The 16,770-nt window shown below is 70.3% G+C and carries 18 protein-coding genes; 17 read left to right on the top strand and 1 reads right to left on the bottom strand.

Features of this window, described 5'->3' with window-relative positions; all coding sequences use genetic code 11:
- The first annotated feature begins 36 nt into the window (after positions 1 to 36).
- The 17 genes from ACOJVU_RS06165 to ACOJVU_RS06085 all read left to right on the top strand — a co-directional run bounded on the left by ACOJVU_RS06165 (position 37) and on the right by ACOJVU_RS06085 (position 15,707).
- On the top strand, positions 37 to 1,092 hold the full coding sequence (locus ACOJVU_RS06165) for a hydrogenase expression protein HypE (RefSeq protein WP_421528962.1): 1,056 nt from the start codon (positions 37 to 39) through the stop codon (positions 1,090 to 1,092).
- Positions 1,093 to 1,154: 62 nt separating this feature from the next.
- Positions 1,155 to 3,008, top strand: a complete 1,854-nt coding sequence (locus tag ACOJVU_RS06160; RefSeq protein WP_421528961.1) for a nickel-dependent hydrogenase large subunit — start codon at positions 1,155 to 1,157, stop codon at positions 3,006 to 3,008.
- Between the two features lie 9 nt (positions 3,009 to 3,017).
- Positions 3,018 to 3,920: a NifU family protein gene (locus ACOJVU_RS06155; RefSeq protein WP_421528960.1), complete on the top strand. Its 903-nt coding sequence runs from the start codon at positions 3,018 to 3,020 to the stop codon at positions 3,918 to 3,920.
- Positions 3,917 to 4,552: a DUF5947 family protein gene (locus ACOJVU_RS06150; RefSeq protein ID WP_421528959.1), complete on the top strand. Its 636-nt coding sequence runs from the start codon at positions 3,917 to 3,919 to the stop codon at positions 4,550 to 4,552. The genes ACOJVU_RS06155 and ACOJVU_RS06150 overlap by 4 nt, the downstream gene beginning before the upstream one ends.
- On the top strand, positions 4,549 to 5,214 hold the full coding sequence (locus ACOJVU_RS06145) for a DUF6084 family protein (RefSeq protein WP_421528958.1): 666 nt from the start codon (positions 4,549 to 4,551) through the stop codon (positions 5,212 to 5,214). Before ACOJVU_RS06150 ends, ACOJVU_RS06145 begins: the two co-directional genes overlap by 4 nt.
- Complete coding sequence (locus ACOJVU_RS06140; protein WP_421528957.1) at positions 5,211 to 6,566, top strand: hypothetical protein; 1,356 nt, start codon at positions 5,211 to 5,213, stop codon at positions 6,564 to 6,566. The genes ACOJVU_RS06145 and ACOJVU_RS06140 overlap by 4 nt, the downstream gene beginning before the upstream one ends.
- Positions 6,554 to 6,673, top strand: coding sequence for a DUF6893 family small protein (locus ACOJVU_RS06135; protein WP_421528956.1), 120 nt, complete (start codon positions 6,554 to 6,556; stop codon positions 6,671 to 6,673). Before ACOJVU_RS06140 ends, ACOJVU_RS06135 begins: the two co-directional genes overlap by 13 nt.
- A 16-nt stretch (positions 6,674 to 6,689) precedes the next feature.
- Complete coding sequence (locus ACOJVU_RS06130; RefSeq protein ID WP_421528955.1) at positions 6,690 to 7,184, top strand: hydrogenase maturation protease; 495 nt, start codon at positions 6,690 to 6,692, stop codon at positions 7,182 to 7,184.
- Positions 7,185 to 7,186: 2 nt separating this feature from the next.
- Positions 7,187 to 7,453 (top strand): HypC/HybG/HupF family hydrogenase formation chaperone, encoded by a 267-nt coding sequence (locus tag ACOJVU_RS06125; protein ID WP_421528980.1) that lies wholly within the window; start codon positions 7,187 to 7,189, stop codon positions 7,451 to 7,453.
- 1 nt (position 7,454) lies between these two features.
- The gene (gene hypF / locus ACOJVU_RS06120) at positions 7,455 to 9,836 is read left to right on the top strand and encodes a carbamoyltransferase HypF (RefSeq protein ID WP_421528954.1); all 2,382 of its coding nucleotides are present in this window, start codon (positions 7,455 to 7,457) and stop codon (positions 9,834 to 9,836) included.
- Positions 9,833 to 10,576 carry a HypC/HybG/HupF family hydrogenase formation chaperone gene (locus ACOJVU_RS06115; RefSeq protein WP_421528953.1) on the top strand — a complete coding sequence of 248 codons (744 nt, stop codon included), beginning with the start codon at positions 9,833 to 9,835 and terminating at the stop codon, positions 10,574 to 10,576. The genes hypF and ACOJVU_RS06115 overlap by 4 nt, the downstream gene beginning before the upstream one ends.
- On the top strand, positions 10,569 to 11,255 hold the full coding sequence (locus ACOJVU_RS06110) for a D-sedoheptulose-7-phosphate isomerase (RefSeq protein WP_421528952.1): 687 nt from the start codon (positions 10,569 to 10,571) through the stop codon (positions 11,253 to 11,255). Before ACOJVU_RS06115 ends, ACOJVU_RS06110 begins: the two co-directional genes overlap by 8 nt.
- Positions 11,252 to 12,367: a hydrogenase expression/formation protein HypE gene (gene hypE, locus ACOJVU_RS06105; RefSeq protein ID WP_421528951.1), complete on the top strand. Its 1,116-nt coding sequence runs from the start codon at positions 11,252 to 11,254 to the stop codon at positions 12,365 to 12,367. The genes ACOJVU_RS06110 and hypE overlap by 4 nt, the downstream gene beginning before the upstream one ends.
- Positions 12,368 to 12,413: 46 nt before the next feature.
- Positions 12,414 to 12,686 carry a HypC/HybG/HupF family hydrogenase formation chaperone gene (locus tag ACOJVU_RS06100; RefSeq protein WP_421528950.1) on the top strand — a complete coding sequence of 91 codons (273 nt, stop codon included), beginning with the start codon at positions 12,414 to 12,416 and terminating at the stop codon, positions 12,684 to 12,686.
- Between the two features lie 9 nt (positions 12,687 to 12,695).
- On the top strand, positions 12,696 to 13,832 hold the full coding sequence (hypD, locus tag ACOJVU_RS06095) for a hydrogenase formation protein HypD (RefSeq protein WP_421528949.1): 1,137 nt from the start codon (positions 12,696 to 12,698) through the stop codon (positions 13,830 to 13,832).
- Positions 13,829 to 14,572 (top strand): DUF6390 family protein, encoded by a 744-nt coding sequence (locus ACOJVU_RS06090; protein ID WP_421528948.1) that lies wholly within the window; start codon positions 13,829 to 13,831, stop codon positions 14,570 to 14,572. Before hypD ends, ACOJVU_RS06090 begins: the two co-directional genes overlap by 4 nt.
- Positions 14,573 to 14,582: 10 nt before the next feature.
- On the top strand, positions 14,583 to 15,707 hold the full coding sequence (locus ACOJVU_RS06085; protein WP_421528947.1) for an alkaline phosphatase family protein: 1,125 nt from the start codon (positions 14,583 to 14,585) through the stop codon (positions 15,705 to 15,707).
- 70 nt (positions 15,708 to 15,777) lie between these two features.
- On the opposite strand, the gene ACOJVU_RS06080 is transcribed toward ACOJVU_RS06085, so the two are convergent.
- Complete coding sequence (locus ACOJVU_RS06080; RefSeq protein WP_421528946.1) at positions 15,778 to 16,446, bottom strand: transglutaminase-like domain-containing protein; 669 nt, start codon at positions 16,444 to 16,446, stop codon at positions 15,778 to 15,780.
- Between the last annotated feature and the right edge of the window lie 324 nt (positions 16,447 to 16,770).

Genomic DNA, 16,770 nt, shown 5'->3' with positions numbered 1-16,770 from the left:
GGCGCAGGGGCCAGGGCTGCCCCGGAAAGCTGCAGCATGCCAACAAAAGCGGCAGTCAAAGCGGAAGAAACGCTGATCCACGTTCTCTGGATCAACGCGGGCCTGAGTTGTGACGGCGATTCAGTGGCGTTGACCGCCGCCACCCAGCCCAGCGTCGAGGAGATCGCCCTCGGGGCACTCCCGGGCCTACCGAAGGTCGCCGTGCACTGGCCGCTGATCGATTTCGAATGCGGCCCCGCCGGAGGGGCCGACGACTTCCTCGCGTGGTTCTTCAAGGCCGACCGCGGCGAACTGGAACCCTTCGTGCTGGTCGTCGAGGGCTCGATCCCCAACGAGAAGATCAAGGACGAGGGCTACTGGTGCGGCTTCGGCAACGACCCGGCCACCGGCCAGCCGATGATCACCAGTGAGTGGCTCGACCGGTTGACACCCAAGGCCACCGCGGTCGTCGCCGTCGGGACCTGCGCGACCTACGGCGGCATCCACGCGATGGCGGGCAATCCGACCGGGGCGATGGGCGTTCCCGACTACCTCGGCTGGGACTGGAAGAGCAAGGCCGGCATTCCGATCGTGTGCGTTCCCGGCTGCCCGATCCACCCGGACAACCTGGCGGAGACACTGACCTACCTGCTCTACATGGCGACCGGCCAGGCCCCGATGATCCCGCTCGACGACGCGTTGCGCCCGGCGTGGCTGTTCGGACGGACCGTGCACGAGGGCTGCGACCGGGCCGGATACTACGAGCAGGGCGACTTCGCGAACGAGTACGGATCACCGAAATGCATTGTCAAACTTGGCTGTTGGGGTCCGGTCGTCAAATGCAACGTGCCCAAGCGCGGGTGGATCAACGGCGTCGGGGGTTGCCCGAACGTCGGCGGCATCTGCATCGGGTGCACCATGCCAGGCTTCCCGGACAAGTTCATGCCGTTCATGGACGAACCGCCCGGCGGCAAGATCTCGAGCGCGGCGGTGGGTCTGTACGGGACCGTGATTCGCAATCTGCGCGGTATCACCGCTCGCACGGTCGACAAAGAGCCGCGCTGGCGGCACAACGGCAACCACCTCACCACCGGAGCGCAGCGAACCTGGTAGGCGCCCGGTAAGCCGGACGCTCCATCCTCACCGCGGCATCACCACCGCAGACGGAGAGATCGATGACCACTATCGTCCCCGAACCGACCACCGCCCAGCGGGAGCCCGGCCAGCTCGTCGAGATGGCCTGGGATCCGATCACCCGCATCGTCGGCAGCCTCGGCATCTACACCAAGATCGACTTCGAGAACAGAGAAGTCGTCGAGTGCCACAGCACGTCGTCGATCTTCCGCGGCTACTCGATCTTCATGAAGGGCAAGGATCCCCGCGACGCGCACTTCATCACCAGCCGCATCTGCGGCATCTGCGGCGACAACCACGCCACCTGTTCGTGCTACGCGCAGAACATGGCCTACGGCGTCAAGCCGCCGCATCTGGGCGAGTGGATCGTCAACCTCGGCGAGGCCGCGGAATACATGTTCGACCACAACATCTTCCAGGAGAATCTGGTCGGCGTGGACTTCTGCGAGAAGATGGTGGCCGAGACGAACCCGAGCGTGCTCGCCCAGGCCGAGAAGACGGCGGCGCCGCACGCCGATGCGCACGGGTACAAGACGATCGCCGACATCATGCGCTCGCTCAACCCGTTCAGCGGCGAGTTCTACCGCGAGGCGCTGCAGGTGTCCCGGTACACGCGAGAGATGTTCTGCCTCATGGAGGGACGCCACGTGCACCCGTCGACGCTGTATCCCGGTGGGGTCGGCACCGTCGCGACGGTCCAGCTGATGACCGACTACATGACACGGCTGATGCGCTATGTCGAGTTCATGAAGAAGGTCGTGCCGATGCACGACGACCTGTTCGACTTCTTCTACGACGCGCTGCCCGGATACGAGAAGGTCGGGCTGCGCCGGACCCTGCTCGGCTGTTGGGGCTCCTTCCAGGACCCCGAGGTGTGCAACTTCGAATACAAGGACATGGAGCGCTGGGGCAACGCGATGTTCGTCACCCCGGGAGTGGTGGTCGACGGCAAGCTCGTCACCCACTCGCTGGTGGACATCAACCTGGGAATCCGGATCCTGTTGGGCAGCTCCTACTATGACGACTGGACCGAACAGGAGATGTTCGTACACACCGACCCGCTGGGTAACGCCGTGGACCGGCGCCACCCGTGGAACCAGCACACCAACCCGCACCCGCAAAAGCGCGACATGGACGGCGGCAAGTACAGCTGGGTGATGTCGCCGCGCTGGTTCGACGGCCGCGACCACTTGGCGCTGGACACCGGTGGCGGTCCGCTGGCCCGGCTGTGGGCGACCGCGCTGGCCGGGCTGGTCGACATCGGCTACGTCAAGGCGACGGGCACCAGCGTCAAGATCAACCTGCCCAAGACCGCCCTGAAGGGACCGGTCGAGTTCGAATGGCAGATTCCCAAGTACGGCAGCAACACGATCGAGCGCGACCGGGCGCGCACCTACTTCCAGGCCTACGCGGCGGCGTGCGCGCTGCACTTCGCCGAGAAGGCGCTCGCCGAGATCCGCGCCGGGCGCACCAAGACCTGGGAGCGCTTCGAGGTGCCCGACGAGGGCATCGGCTGCGGCTTCACCGAGGCGGTGCGCGGGGTGCTCAGCCATCACCTGGTGATCCGGGACGGCAAGATCGCCAACTACCACCCGTATCCGCCGACCCCGTGGAACGCCAACCCGCGCGACAGCTACGGCACTCCGGGACCCTACGAGGACGCGGTGCAGGGTCAGCCGATCTTCGAGGAGAACGGCAGGGAGGACTTCAAGGGCATCGATGTCATGCGCACGGTGCGCAGCTTCGACCCGTGCCTGCCCTGCGGTGTGCACATGTACCTGGGCAAGGGCAAGACGCTGGAAAGACTGCACACGCCCACGCAGTCACCCGCCGGCGGTGATGATCGCAAGCTCGGCGAAGCCGGGCGCAGCGGGTCATCACCATCAATGGAGTAGACCCGCGGAATGACAACACCGGATCGCCCGGGAACCACCTCTGAACTCTCCGAGAACGACGCGCAGTGGCGCAGCGCGGGTGATCGGATCCAGACACTGCTGGATTCCTGCGCGGCGGGTGGGGCGGCCGCGTATGACCGCGCCCAGTTGCTGGTGCGCGAGGTGGTCGAGCTGTACGGAGCCGGGCTGGCGCGGATCATGGGTTTGGCCGGCGACCCCGGGTTCGCCGAACGGCTGGCCACCGACGACCTGGTGGCCAGCCTGCTCCTGGTGCACGGGCTGCACCCGCACGACGTGCGGCGCCGGGTCTGCGACGCGCTGGACCGGGTCCGCCCGTATCTGGGCTCGCACGGCGGTGACGTCGAGCTGATCGGAATCGACGGCGACACCGTGCGCCTGGCCTTCACGGGCAGCTGCAAGAGCTGCCCGTCCTCGGCGGTGACGCTGGAGCTCGCGGTCCAGGATGCGGTCCTGACCGCCGCGCCGGAGATCTGCACGATCGAGGTGGCGGCGGCCGAACCCGCCGCCGGCACGATCCCCGCTGAATCCCTGCTGGCCCAAGTCCGTTCGCGAGGCACCGGCGCGACGGTCTGGCGTCGGGCGCCCGAACTGGCCGAGCTGGCCCCCGGCGAGGTGGCAGGTTTCTCCGTCGACGGCACCACGTTGCTGGCCTGCCGGGTCGGCGATCGGTTGTTCGCCTACCGGGATCACTGCCCGGTGTGCGACGACACGCTCGCCGGCGCGCGGCTGCACGCGAGGATGCTGGAATGCCCGCGCTGCACGACCGAATTCGACGCCGTCCACGCCGGCGCCGGCACCAACGGCACCCACCTGCAACCGATTCCGGTGCTGCTTCGCGACGGTGCGCTGTCAGTGGCGCTGCGGGGCGAACCGCTGGGGGCCGGCATATGACCAGCCCCTACGACGTGCTGGCCCGCATCAGCGCCGACCGGCCGCTCCCCGAAGACGGCGGCGAGCGCTGTGAGATGTGCGCGGAGCCGATCGCCGACGAACACCAGCACGTGGTGAGCGTGGCCGCGCGGCAACTGATGTGCGTGTGCCGCGCGTGCTACCTGCTGTTCAGCGACACTGCGGCCGAGCTGCGCTACCGGGCGGTGCCCGATCGGTACCTCGCCTTCCCGGGTTTCGCGCTGGACCGCCGGACCTGGGAAGCGCTGCAGATCCCGGTCGGCGTGGCGTTCTTCTTCACCAACTCCGCCCTCGGGCGCACCGTCGCCTTCTACCCCGGCCCGGCCGGCGCGTGCGAGTCCGAGCTCGACCTGGACGCCTGGACCGCCCTCGCGGGCGCGGACCCGCGGGCGAGGCTGGCGGTCGACGACGTGGAAGCATTGCTGGTCCGGGTCGAGGACGGGCCCGAAACTGCTGAGCCGCAGAGCTTCCTGGTCCCGATCGACGCCTGCTACGAGTTCGTCGGGCGCCTGCGCATGCTGTGGCGGGGTTTCGACGGCGGACAGCACGCGCGTGCGTTCATCGACGACTTCTTCGCCCGACTCGCCGCCCGCGCCGTGGCGAGGCCGCGATGACCGGGCAGCCGATCGACATGGCGTTCGCGGTTCACGACGTGGCGCCCGAGCCGTACAGCGTCACGCCGGTGCTCACCGCGCGCATCGGCATCACCGCCGGCGGCCCGGCCGGTCACACCGGCGCGGTGCACGCCATCGCGCTGCGCTGCCAGGTCCGCATCGAACCGCTCCGGCGCTCCTACTCCGACGACGAGGCCGCCGGACTGCTCGACCTGTTCGGCGGCCGCGAGCGCTGGGCCAACACCCAGCGCACGTTCCTGTGGCAGCATTGCGCCGCGATGGTGCCGGGATTCGCCGGGCACACGACGGTGACGCTTCCGCTGGAATGCACCTACGACTTCGAAGTGACGGCCGCCAAATACGTGCACGCCCTGCAGGCCGGGGCAATTCCCCTCCAATTCCTGTTCAGTGGAACAATTTTCGTCAATTCCGACCGCGGGTTCTCGGTTCAGCAGGTGCCGTGGGACTGCGAATGCCGTTACGACATGCCCGCCGCGGTGTGGCGCGCGCTGATCGCGCAGCACTACCCCGACACCGGCTGGGTGCGGCTGAGCCACGAAACCGTCGCCGCGCTGGCCCGCTACAAGGCCGCACAGGGACTGCTCGACCTCGACCGTGCGGTCGCCTCGCTGCTGGACGCCGAGAAGGAGGCCGCGCGGTGAGCGCACCCGAAACCTCGGCGCGGGCCCGGGCCCGCCCCGTCGCCGACGCGGTGCTCTACGAGGGCTACCTGCTCTACCCCTACCGCGGGACGTCCGGCAAGAACCAGTCGCGGTGGCAGTTCGGGGTTCTGGGACCGCCCGGTGCCGTGGACTCCGGCCTCGGCGAGGACGACGCCATGGCGGCGGACTTCCTGGTCGACGGGGCGCAGGCGATCACTGTGGTGGTGCGGTTCCTGCAGCTGCAGCACCGCCGCGCCGAACGCGACGTCGGGGGCGGCGACTTCGTGCCCGTCGACGAGCTGACCACGCCAGCCGGGTCGTGGCTCACCTGGGACGAGGCGATCGAGTGTGAGAGGCCCTTCGGCCCTATCGCATTGGACGGCCGATCACGGATCCTTCCGCTGGTGGCGCATGCGGCAACCGACATCGAACCGCTGGACGGCGGGCGGCTGGTCCGTAGACGCCGGGACGTGCGCGGCGAGCTGACGGTGACCGCCCGGCCGGACGGGGACCTGCGTCGGGTCTCGGTGCGGGTGGCCAACACCGGCGCCGGCGCCGCCGACAAGGCCGACGCGATCGCGCGGTCCATGATCGGAACCCACCTGATCGCCGACGTGGCCGGCGGAAAGTTCGTCTCGCTGCTGGAACCGCCCCCCGACGCTGCCGCCGCGGTGTCGCGGTGCGGTCGGCACCGCTGCTTCCCCGTGCTGGCCGGCCCACCGGGCACCTGCGACGTGTTGCTGATCTCCCCGATCATCCTCTACGACCATCCCGAGGTTGCCGATCAGAGCAACACCGCCCTGTACGACTGCACCGAGATCGACGAGATCCTCACCCTGCGCGTGATGACGATGACCGACGAGGAGAAGGCGCAGGCCCGCGCCACCGACCCGCGGGCCGCGCAGATCATCGACCGCTGCGATGCCATGTCGCCCGCGGCGATGGCGCGCCTGCACGGTGTGCTGCGCGATCCGCACGCGCCCGCGGGGCTGGTGCCCGGGATCCCCGAGGGTGCCGACTGGTGGGACCCGCAGGCCGACGGCGCCGTCCGCCCCGACATCGATGCGGTGCCGGTGAACGGGATCCGGGTGGCGCGCGGCAGTCGGGTCCGGCTGCACCCGAACCGCAACGCCGACGCCCAGGACATCTTCGTGGCCGGTAAGACCGCCCGCGTCACGTCGGTGCATGAAGACGTCGAGGGCAACACGCACGTCGGGGTGGTCGTCGACGACGATCCGGCCGCCGACCTGCACGACTGGTACGGGCGCTATCTGTACTTCTCCCCCGACGAAATCGAGCCGCTGGAGGCGGAGAACAGCAGCACAGAAAGGAGTTCGACATGGCAGTTCTAGGGTGGATCTTCCTCGCCATCATCGCGCTGGTGGCCACGGCCGCGGTGGCAATGGGGATGATGTCACTGCCGGATGCCCGCCGCTACCTCAAACTGAGGCAGATGTAGCCGGTCGGGCACTGTGATGACAGCGCGCATCCTGGTGGCCGGCGTCGGCAACATCTTCCTGGGGGATGACGGATTCGGCTCGGCAGTGGTCCGCCACAACGAGATCCCGCGCGACGACCCGGGTCTTCGCGTCGTCGACTATGGCATCGGGGGAATGCACCTGGCCTACGACCTGCTCGACGGCTGGGACACGCTGGTTCTCGTCGACGTGATACCGAACCGTGGCAGCCCGGGCACCCTGCACGTGTTCCAGGCCGACCACGACGCACCGGCCGAAGCGGCAGCGGTGGACGCGCACGGCATGGACCCGGCGGCGGTGTTCGCCAGTCTGCGCGCGCTGGGCGGCAGCCCGCCCTACACGGTGGTGGTGGGGTGCGAAGCGGACAGCGTCGCCGAGAGGATCGGCCTGAGCGAACCCGTCGCCAATGCTGTTGCGCGAGCGGCCCGGGCGGTCGCCGACATCGTCGCGGCGCTGCGAACTCCGGTGTCTTCGGTGCCTTGGGAGCGTTGAGCATGTGTCTGGGGATACCCGGCCGGGTGATCGGCATGCTGAACGGCTACGCGGGACAGCTCGCGCTGGTCGACGTCGCCGGCGAGCAGCGTCGCGTCAACGTCGGCATGCTGCCCGAGGAGACGTTCGCCCCCGGCGACTGGGTGATCATTCACCTGGGCTTCGTCGTGGAGAAGACCGACCGCGCCGGGGCCGACCAGGCGATGGCCGGCCTGGAGCTGATGGGCCGCGGCGGTGGCGACCCGGGATCCGGCGCGCAGGGCGGTTGAGATGACCGGGCCCTCCCTGATGCTGCGATCCGGCCCGCCCGGCACCCAGGTGCGGCAGCGCCTCACGGTGAACGGTGTCGTCCAGGGGGTCGGCTTCCGTCCCTTCGTCCATCGTCTGGCCACCGAACTCGGACTGGCCGGATTCGTCGGCAACGACTCGGGTGCGGTCTTCCTGGAGGTGCAAGGTCACCCCGCGCACGTGCGGGAGTTCAGGCGCCGGCTGCGCGCCGAAGCCCCGCCGCTGGCGCGCATCAGCACCATCTGCGCCGTCGAAATCGACGCCATCGCCAACACCGACACCGTCCGCGGGTTCGCCATCGCCGCCAGCGAGGTGGCTGCCGGTGCCAGGACGCCGATCCCGCCCGATATCGCGGTCTGCGACGATTGTGTGGCCGAGTTGTTCGACCCCGGCGACCGACGCCACCGCCACCCGTTCATCACGTGTACCAACTGCGGCCCGCGCCACACCATCATCCGCACACTGCCCTACGACCGCCCCGCGACCACGATGTCCGCGTTCGCGATGTGCGCGCGGTGCGCCGGCGAATACGCCGATCCCGCCGATCGGCGGTTCCACGCACAGCCCATCGCGTGCCCCGATTGCGGCCCCTCGCTGTGGTTCTGCGCGCACCCATCCTCATCCGAAGGCCGGGTCGACGGAACAGACGCCGCGCTGGCCGCCACCCAACGCGCGCTGGCCGGCGGCGCGGTGGTGGCCGTCAAGGGCATCGGCGGCTACCACCTGGCCTGCCTCGCCGACGACCAGCGGGCGGTGACGGCGCTGCGAACCCGGAAAGCCCGGGGCGCCAAGCCTTTCGCGATCCTGGTCCGCGACCTCGACGTCGCGCGCCGCTACGCCCCGATCGGTGACGACGAGGCCGCCGCGCTCTCGGGCCCGGCCGCACCGATCGTGCTACTCCCGCGCCGGGCCGGCGCGCCGGTCGCCGGCGCGGTCGCGCCCGGCAGCCCGCTGCTCGGGCTGATGCTGCCGTACTCCCCGATCCACCACCTGCTGCTGGCGCCCGTCCCCGGGGCCGGCGCGCGCGTGCCCGACGCGTTGGTGCTGACCAGCGCCAATCGCTGCGATGAGCCCCTCTGCTTCACCGCCGCCGATGCCGCACAGCGGCTTCCCGCCCTGTGCGACGCCGTGCTCGACCACAACCGGCCCATCCACGTGCCGTGCGACGACTCGGTGGTGCGCGTCGTCCGAGACGAAGCGGGGGCCGCGGAGCTGCCCATCCGGCGCTCCCGCGGCTATGCGCCGCTGCCGGTGGACCTCGGCCACCGGGGCCCCGCGGTGCTGGCCGTCGGCGGGGAACTGAAGAACACCTGCTGCCTCACCGACGGGTCCCGCGCCTACCTGTCCGGGCACATCGGCGACATGGGCACCTGGGAGACACTGCGCGCGTTCGACCGCACGGTCGGACAGCTCAGCGAGATACGCAGCGCCCCGGCGCGTGTGGCCGCAGACCTGCACCCGGCGTATCACACCCGCGCCTGGGCGGAACGCCACGCGGGCGACCGACCGCTGGACCTGGTCCAGCACCATCACGCCCACGTGGTGTCGCTGCTGGCCGAGCACGGGCGCATCGGCGAACCCATCATCGGGGTCGCGTTCGACGGCACCGGCTACGGCTGCGACCACACCATCTGGGGCGGCGAGATCCTGCGGCTCGGCCGCGACAGCCACCGCTTCGTGCGGGCCGCCCACCTGCTGCCGGTGCCGCTGCCCGGCGGCGACGCCGCGGTGCGCAACCCGTGGCGGATGGCGCTGGCCCAGTTGTGGGCGGCCGACCTCGACTGGGCCCCGGACCTGGCACCGGTCGCGGCGGCGAGTGCGCCGGAATTAGCGCTCGTCCGTTCGCAACTGGAGACCGGCACGGCATGCGTGCCGTGCTCGAGCATGGGCCGGCTTTTCGACGCCGTCGCCTCGCTGCTAGGCGTGCGGCACCGGATCGACTACGAGGGCCAGGCCGCCGTCGAACTCGAAGCGCTGGCCGAGTCCGCCGGCGCCGCGCCCGGGCCGTCGCTGCGCCTGGCGGTACGGGCCGACGGGCTGATCGACCCCACCCCCCTGATGCAGACGCTGGTCTCGGCGCTTTCCGCCGGCACCCCGCCGGCGCTGCTGGCCGCGTCGTTTCACCGGGCGGTCGCGCACGCGGTCGCCACGGCGGTCGGCCTCATCGCCGGCCCGACCCGGCTCGTGGGCCTCACCGGCGGCGTGTTCCAGAACGTGCTGCTGTTGCGCGCCTGCCGTACCCGGTTGCAACGCAACGGGTTCGAGGTGCTGACCCACCGCGCGGTTCCGCCCAACGACGGCGGGCTGGCGCTCGGGCAGGCCGCGATCTCGATGCTGATCGCGCTCGAGGAGGGCGGGCCGTGACCGCCGACCCCGCCACGGCGGTCGATCGCGGGCTCGGCGCGGAGCTGGCCGGGGACCTGGCCGCCACCGCATTGACCCTGGCCAGGCGGTTCGCCGCGGGCGCCACGATGTGGTCGATCGCGCCGTCGTGGGAACCACACGCGCTGCACATTGCGGTCGAGTTCGTCCACCCGGTGATCATGGGCAAGCGCGCGCTGCCCGCGGTGGCCCTGACCGGACCGGACATCGTCGACCTCTCGCGGGTCTCGGTGCGGCCCGGCGACATCGTGGTCGCGGTGTCGCGCACCGACGACGCGCGGGTCCGGTCGGTGCTGCGCCGCGCCCCGGCGTGGGGCGCGAGCACGATCTGGATCGGCAGCGGCCGACGACCGGCGGCCGGTGCGGCCGACCACGTGCTGTGGCTCGACGACCCCGACCCGTGCGTGCCCGCGACCGGTGGGTTCGTGCTGTTCTACCACCTGCTGTGGGAGCTGACGCACGTGTGTTTCGAGCACTCGAACCTGCTGGCACCCGAACGCGCCGAGGCGGTCTGCGTGACGTGCGGTGACGAGGGCCGCCTCGGTGAGGTGGTGGCCGCGCCCGTCGACGGGCTGGCCCCGGTGCGCACCGCGCGGGGCGTGGAGACCGTGGCGACGACGCTCGTCGAACCGGTTGCCGCCGGGGATCTGGTGGTGCTGCACGCCGGGACGGCGATCAGCCGCCTCGACGACGACGAGCGCGACGGGCAGGACGATGACTGACGAGCCGACCAACTTCCTGTACCCGTTCATCGACGGGCCGGCTTCCGGGGCGAACGACCCGGCCTCCCTGCTCGCCGACCTGGCCGCCTCCGCGCAGGCCAAAGCCGCCGAAAGCCTGGCGTTGCGGCGCGCGACACTGCACGCCAACGCGGACCTGTTGGACCGCGCCGCCGCCGAGCTGGCCCGCCGCTTCGCGGCCGGCGGACGGCTGTTCACCTTCGGAAACGGCGGCAGCTGCACCGATTCCACCACCCTGGCGCAGTTGTTCGCCCGGCCGCCCATCGGGCGGCCCCTTGCGGCCTGGTCCCTGACGGCCGACCCGGCCATTCTGACCGCGCTGGGCAACGACGTCGGGTTCGAGCTGGTGTTCGCGCGCCAGTTGATCGCCCACGCGAGGGCCGGCGACATCGCGATCGCGATGTCGACCAGCGGCAATTCGCCGAACCTGCTCACCGCGCTGGCCGAGGCCCGGCGGCGCGGCCTCTACACCGTCGGCTTCGCCGGCTACGACGGCGGGGCCTTCGTGGACAATGCGGATGTCGATTGCTGCTTCGTCGTGCGCTCGCAGTGCGTGCACCGCATTCAGGAGGCCCAGGCGCTGCTCGGCTATTCGCTGTGGTCGGCCACCCACGAACGGTCCGGCGACCCAGATGTGGCAGCCGATGTGGGGGCCGCATGAACACGCCGGCGGGCGGCGAACACCTCTCGCCGGGGCCGCACTTCGCCGAGGGTGAGGTGATCGAGCGCATCGAGTCGTTCCGGCGGCGCCGCCCCAGACTGCTCGACGACCAGGTGACCCTGGCACACGGAGCGGGCGGCAAGGCATCGGCGGCACTCGTCGACGCGGTGTTCGTGGAGGCGTTCCGCAACCCGGCGCTGGAGCCGCTCGGCGACGGTGCGGTACTCACCCTGCCCAGCGGCGAGCGGATCGCGATGTCCACCGACTCGTTCGTAGTGCAGCCCCTGCGCTTTCCGGGCGGCTCGATCGGCACGCTGGCCGTCCACGGCACCTGCAACGACCTGGCAGTGGCCGGTGCGGTGCCGTCGTGGATCTCGGCGGCGTTCGTCCTGGAAGAAGGATTCGGCATCGCCGAGCTCAAGGAGATCGTCGCCGACATGGCCTCCGCCGCGGCGGACGCCGGCGTGCAGATCGTCACCGGCGACACCAAGGTGGTACCCAGGGGCGCCGCCGACGGGCTGTTCGTCACCACCACCGGGGCCGGCGTCGTTCCCGCCGGGCGCGCGCTGTCGCCGGCGTCGGTGCGCGTCGGCGACAAGGTGCTGCTGTCGGGCCCGATGGGCGATCACGGCATGGCCGTGATGCTGGCCCGGGGCGACCTGGCCATCGAGGCCGACATCTGTTCGGACACCGCCTCGCTCAGCCCCCTGGTGGAGTTGCTCATGGCGGCGGCCCCGGCCACCCGCTGGCTGCGCGATGCGACCCGCGGCGGGGTGGGCACCGTGTGCAACGAGCTTGCGCAGGCCTGCGGGCTGGGCGTGCTGCTCGACGAGGAGCGACTGCCCGTGGCGCCCACGGTCAACGGCGCCTGCGAGTTGCTCGGCATCGACCCGCTCTACGTCGCCAACGAAGGCAAGCTCGTCGCGGTCGTCGCCCCCGAGCAGGCGGCCGGCGGGCTCGCCGCCCTGCGGTCGCATCCACTGGGGGCCCAAGCCGCCGAGGTCGGGGAGATCATCGCCGAGCCGGGCGAGACCGTGGTACTGCGCACCGGGTTCGGCGGCACCCGGATCGTCGACATGCTCGTCGGGGACCCGCTGCCCCGAATCTGTTGAGAGCCGTATCTGCTGAGAGCCGTATCTGCCGAGAGGAGAACATGCGATGTGCCTTGGTATTCCGGCTCGGATCGTCGAGATCACCGACGCTGCAGACTATCTGGCGAAGGTCGACGTCAGCGGGGTGCAGCGCACGATCAGCGTGCGCCTGCTCGAAGACGACCTGCCCGCCCCCGACGACTGGGTGCTGGTCCACGTCGGGTTCGCGATGGCCAAGATCGACGAGTCCGAGGCACTGCTCACCCTGGCCGCCATCCAGAAGCTCGGCGACGCCTACAGCACGGAGCTGGAAGCCTTCGACTCGTCAGCGATAATCTGAGGAGGCGAAATGAAATTCGTCGACGAATTTCGCGACCCGGCGGCGGCCCGCAAGCTGCTCGCCGCCATTGAAAGGTTGGCGTGCCTGGCCGGCGACGGCGAGAAGTTCAAGTTCATGGAGGTGTGCGGCGGACACACCCACACCATCTATCGGCACGGTATCGAGCACCTGCTGCCCGGCAACGTCGAACTGGTGCACGGGCCGGGCTGCCCGGTGTGCGTGATCCCGATGGGCCGCATCGACGATGCGATGTGGCTGGCCTCCCAGCCCGGCGTGATCTTCACCTGCTTCGGGGACATGATGCGCGTCCCGGGCTCGGGCGGAAGCCTGCTGGATGCCAAGGCCAAGGGCGCCGACGTGCGCTTCGTCTATTCGCCGCTGGACGCGCTGAAGATCGCGATCGACAACCCGGACAAGCAGGTGATCTTCTTCGCCATCGGTTTCGAGACCACCGCGCCGTCGACCGCGGTCACGCTGGTGCGCGCCCGCGAGCTGGGCGTAGGCAACTTCACCGTGTTCTGCAACCACGTCACGATCGTGCCGCCCATCAAGGCGATCCTCGAGTCGCCCGATCTGCGGCTGTCCGGCTTCATCGGCCCCGGCCACGTCTCGACCGTCGTGGGCAACCGGCCCTACCGCTTCGTGCCGGATGTCTACCGAAAACCGTTGGTGGTGGCGGGCTTCGAGCCGATCGACATCCTGGCCGCGGTCGCGATGCTGCTGACCCAGATCCGCGAGGGACGCTGCGAGGTGGAAAACCAGTACAAGCGCGTCGTCCCCGAACACGGGAATCCGGCGGCGCTGGCGCTGCTGGGCACGGTGTTCGCGTTGCGCCCCCACTTCGAGTGGCGAGGTCTGGGGTTCATCTCGCAGAGCGCACTGCGGCTGCACGACGACTTCGCCGCCTTCGACGCCGAGCTGCGCTTCGCGATGCCCGGCGTGCGCGTGGCCGACCCCAAGGCCTGCCAGTGCGGCGAGGTCCTCAAAGGTGTGCTCAAGCCCTGGGAATGCAAGGTTTTCGGCACCGCATGCACCCCGGAAACCCCGATCGGGACATGCATGGTGTCCCCCGAGGGGGCCTGCGCGGCCTACTACAACTTCGGGCGCATGCACCGTGACGCTGTGAAGCTCGCGGGACGCACGTGACGCCCGATGCTCCCGGCTCCGGCGACGGCGTGGAGATGTTCGCCCGCTACGCCTATGCCCCCAACGCGCTGGGCTACTGCGGCCCTCCGCTGGGCGCCACCCTGCGCGACGGCTCCGTCGCGCAGGTGCGCGCCGCGGCGGCGCGGTTCTCCGGGGCGTGGCCCTATCTGCGCGTCCTGTCGGCCCTGACCGGGATCACCGACCCGCTCGATCACCGGCTCGTCGAATCCTATTGGCTCGGCGGTGGTGTCGGCGCCGGCGTGGACTCGGCCGAATTCCTTGCCGCGCTGCTGGACATCATCGGGCCGCAGGCGGGCCGCTACTGGTCGCATCTGACCCCCGGCCTGGCCTCCGAAGCGGCACCCAACCACTGCTTCCACGTGTTGGGCGTGTATCCCTGGACACGGTTCCTGGGCCGTGGCGAGCACCCGCTGAGCGTGCTCGACAACTGCCGCATCAGTTGGGGCACCGTGGTTTCCCGTGACGGCGACGCCGTGGAGCTGTCGCGCCGCGCACTGGCCTGGGACGGCCGGTTGCTGGCGCTGGCCGAGCCGTCGGCGTATTCCCTCGACATCTGGGCCGACGGGTACAGCGCGGTGCCCGACGTGGCCGTCGGCGACGAGGTCGCGGTGCACTGGGGCAGGCTGTGCGGGCGGCTGCGGCCCGCGCAGGTCCGGGCGCTGGCCGAGGGCACGGACCGCCAGCTGGAGGTGACCGGCCGGCGGCTCGCGCACGTCTAACGTGGTTGTCGTGACCGGTTCCCTCTGCGAGGTGCTGCCCGCTGCGGCCGCGCTGCTCGGTGTGCCCGGTGGGGCCGACGCCCTCGCGCTGACGGAGGCCGTCGGGGCCGACCGCGTCGAGCGCGTGCTGGTGGTGCTGGTCGACGGGCTGGGCTGGCACCTGATGCCGGAGCTGGCCGCCAGCGCGCCGCTGCTGGCCTCGGTGCTGGGCGGTGGGTCCGGGCGGCTCACCCGGCTGGCGTGCACGTTTCCGTCGACCACGCCGACCAGCCTGGTGTCCCTGGGCACCGGCGCGCGCCCCGGCGAACACGGCATCCTGGGCTTCACCCTCAAGGTTCCGGGCGCCGACCAGGTGGTCAACCACATCCACTGGCGCGATGCCCCGCCGCCGGCCGCCTGGCAGCCGTTGCCGACCTGGTTTGCCCGCCTCGAGCGCGCCGGCGTCGCGGCACGCGTCGTGCTGCCCGCAGCGTTTCTCGGCAGCGGCCTGACCGACGCGGCCTACCGCGGGGCGCGTTTCGTCGCGACCCTTCCGGACGACGACTACGCCGCGGCGGTGACCGCCGCGCTGGCATCGGCGCCGGGCCTCGCCTACGGCTACACCGCCGACCTCGACACCGCGGCCCACGTGTTCGGCATCGGTTCACCCGGCTGGCACGAGGCGGCGACCCGCGTCGATGCGTTGCTGACCCGGCTGGTCGAGGCGATGCCCGCCGATGCCGTGCTGCTGGTGACCGCCGACCACGGCGGGCTCAACGTCTCGCCGGATGCCCGCATCGACCTCGACGCCGACCCACGCCTGTCCGCAGGGCTGCGGGTGGTCGCCGGCGAGCCGCGGGTGCGCTACCTGCACACCGAACCGGGCGCCGCGGCCGACGTGCAGGCGGCCTGGGCCGAGATCCTGGGTGACCGCGCCAGCGTGCACAGCCGCGCGGAGGCCGCGTCCACGGGCATGTTCGGACCGGTCGATCCCCGCCATGCGGCGCGGGTCGGCGACGTCGTGGTGGTCTGTGCCGGCGACCTGGCCGTCCTGGCGACCGCCCACGAGCCTCCGCAAACGGCTCGGCTCATCGCTTTTCACGGCGCGGCCACACCCGCCGAGATTGACATCCCGCTCATCGTCTGGCGCTGCTGACGCCGTCGGCACCGGCGGCGGTTGCGGGCGCAGCCCTTTCGGTTCGTAGTCAATTCTATTGCTCAGCAGTCTATTTGGTGAAGGTGTCGCGCTCGGTCGAAGGTGGCCGCAGCAGCGGACCGTAGCGCTGCCGGAGCTCGGTGACGATCTCGGCGAAGGGCAGGTCGTGGTACCAGCCGCGGTCGTGGAGGTATTCCATGTGCTGGTGGCCCTCGCTGTCGAAGGCGTGCAGCAGCGCGTCGTGTTCACCGTCGAAATCGATCGGCGGGACGCCGAATCGGGCGCACAGTTCGGCGTTGAACGCCGGTGTCGCCTTGACCCAACGGTCGTTGACGAACAGTTCGCTGTAGCCGTGGTAGACGAACACGTCGGTGCCGCCCATCCGGTTTCGCAGCGTGTCGGTTTGCAGGTGGTTGCGCACGTCGGCGAACCCGAGCCGAGCGGGGATACCCGCGGCGCGAGCAGCCGCGGTGAGCAGGACCGCCTTGGGGACGCAGTAGGCGCTCGCCGCGGTCGCGACGTAGCTGGCGCGGTAGTGGCCGCGATCGTCGTCGGCGCTGTAGGGGTCGTACCAGACGTTGTCACGGACCGCACGGAAAAGTCGTTGGGCTCTTGTCACCGGATCGGTGCTATCGCCAACCGCCGCCTGGGTGAAGCGCTGGACATTGTCGTGGTGCCAGTCCAAGAACTCGGTGGTCCCCAGGAATGCCGCGTCGGGATCGGTCGATGCACTCGTCACAGGGGCCCCTCCTCATCTCGTCATCGACAGGTTCGTCATCGACAGGTTCGTCATCGACAGGTTCGTCATCAACAGGTTCGTCATCAACAGGTTAGTGGTCGGTGGCCGCGACGCTGCGATCCCGCAGGGATTCCCGCGACGTCGGCCGGCCCTGGCGGCGACAGCGTTCCAGCATCTGGGCATCTCAGGTTGACATGATACCCAGGATAGGCTAAGCGAAGTTTGATCGCGGCGTGCCTCACCTACTTTGAGCGCGTGGCCGGTGGTGGTGCCTCAGCTATTTTGAGCGCGTAGCGCGGAAGGCTTGCCCGATATGGAGGGCAA

It is taken from the genome of Mycobacterium sp. THU-M104 (assembly GCF_049197365.1).
Taxonomy (GTDB): Bacteria; Actinomycetota; Actinomycetes; order Mycobacteriales; family Mycobacteriaceae; genus Mycobacterium.
The sequence above is the reverse complement of the archived record's forward strand: the minus strand, read 5'-3'. Positions and strand labels throughout refer to the sequence as shown.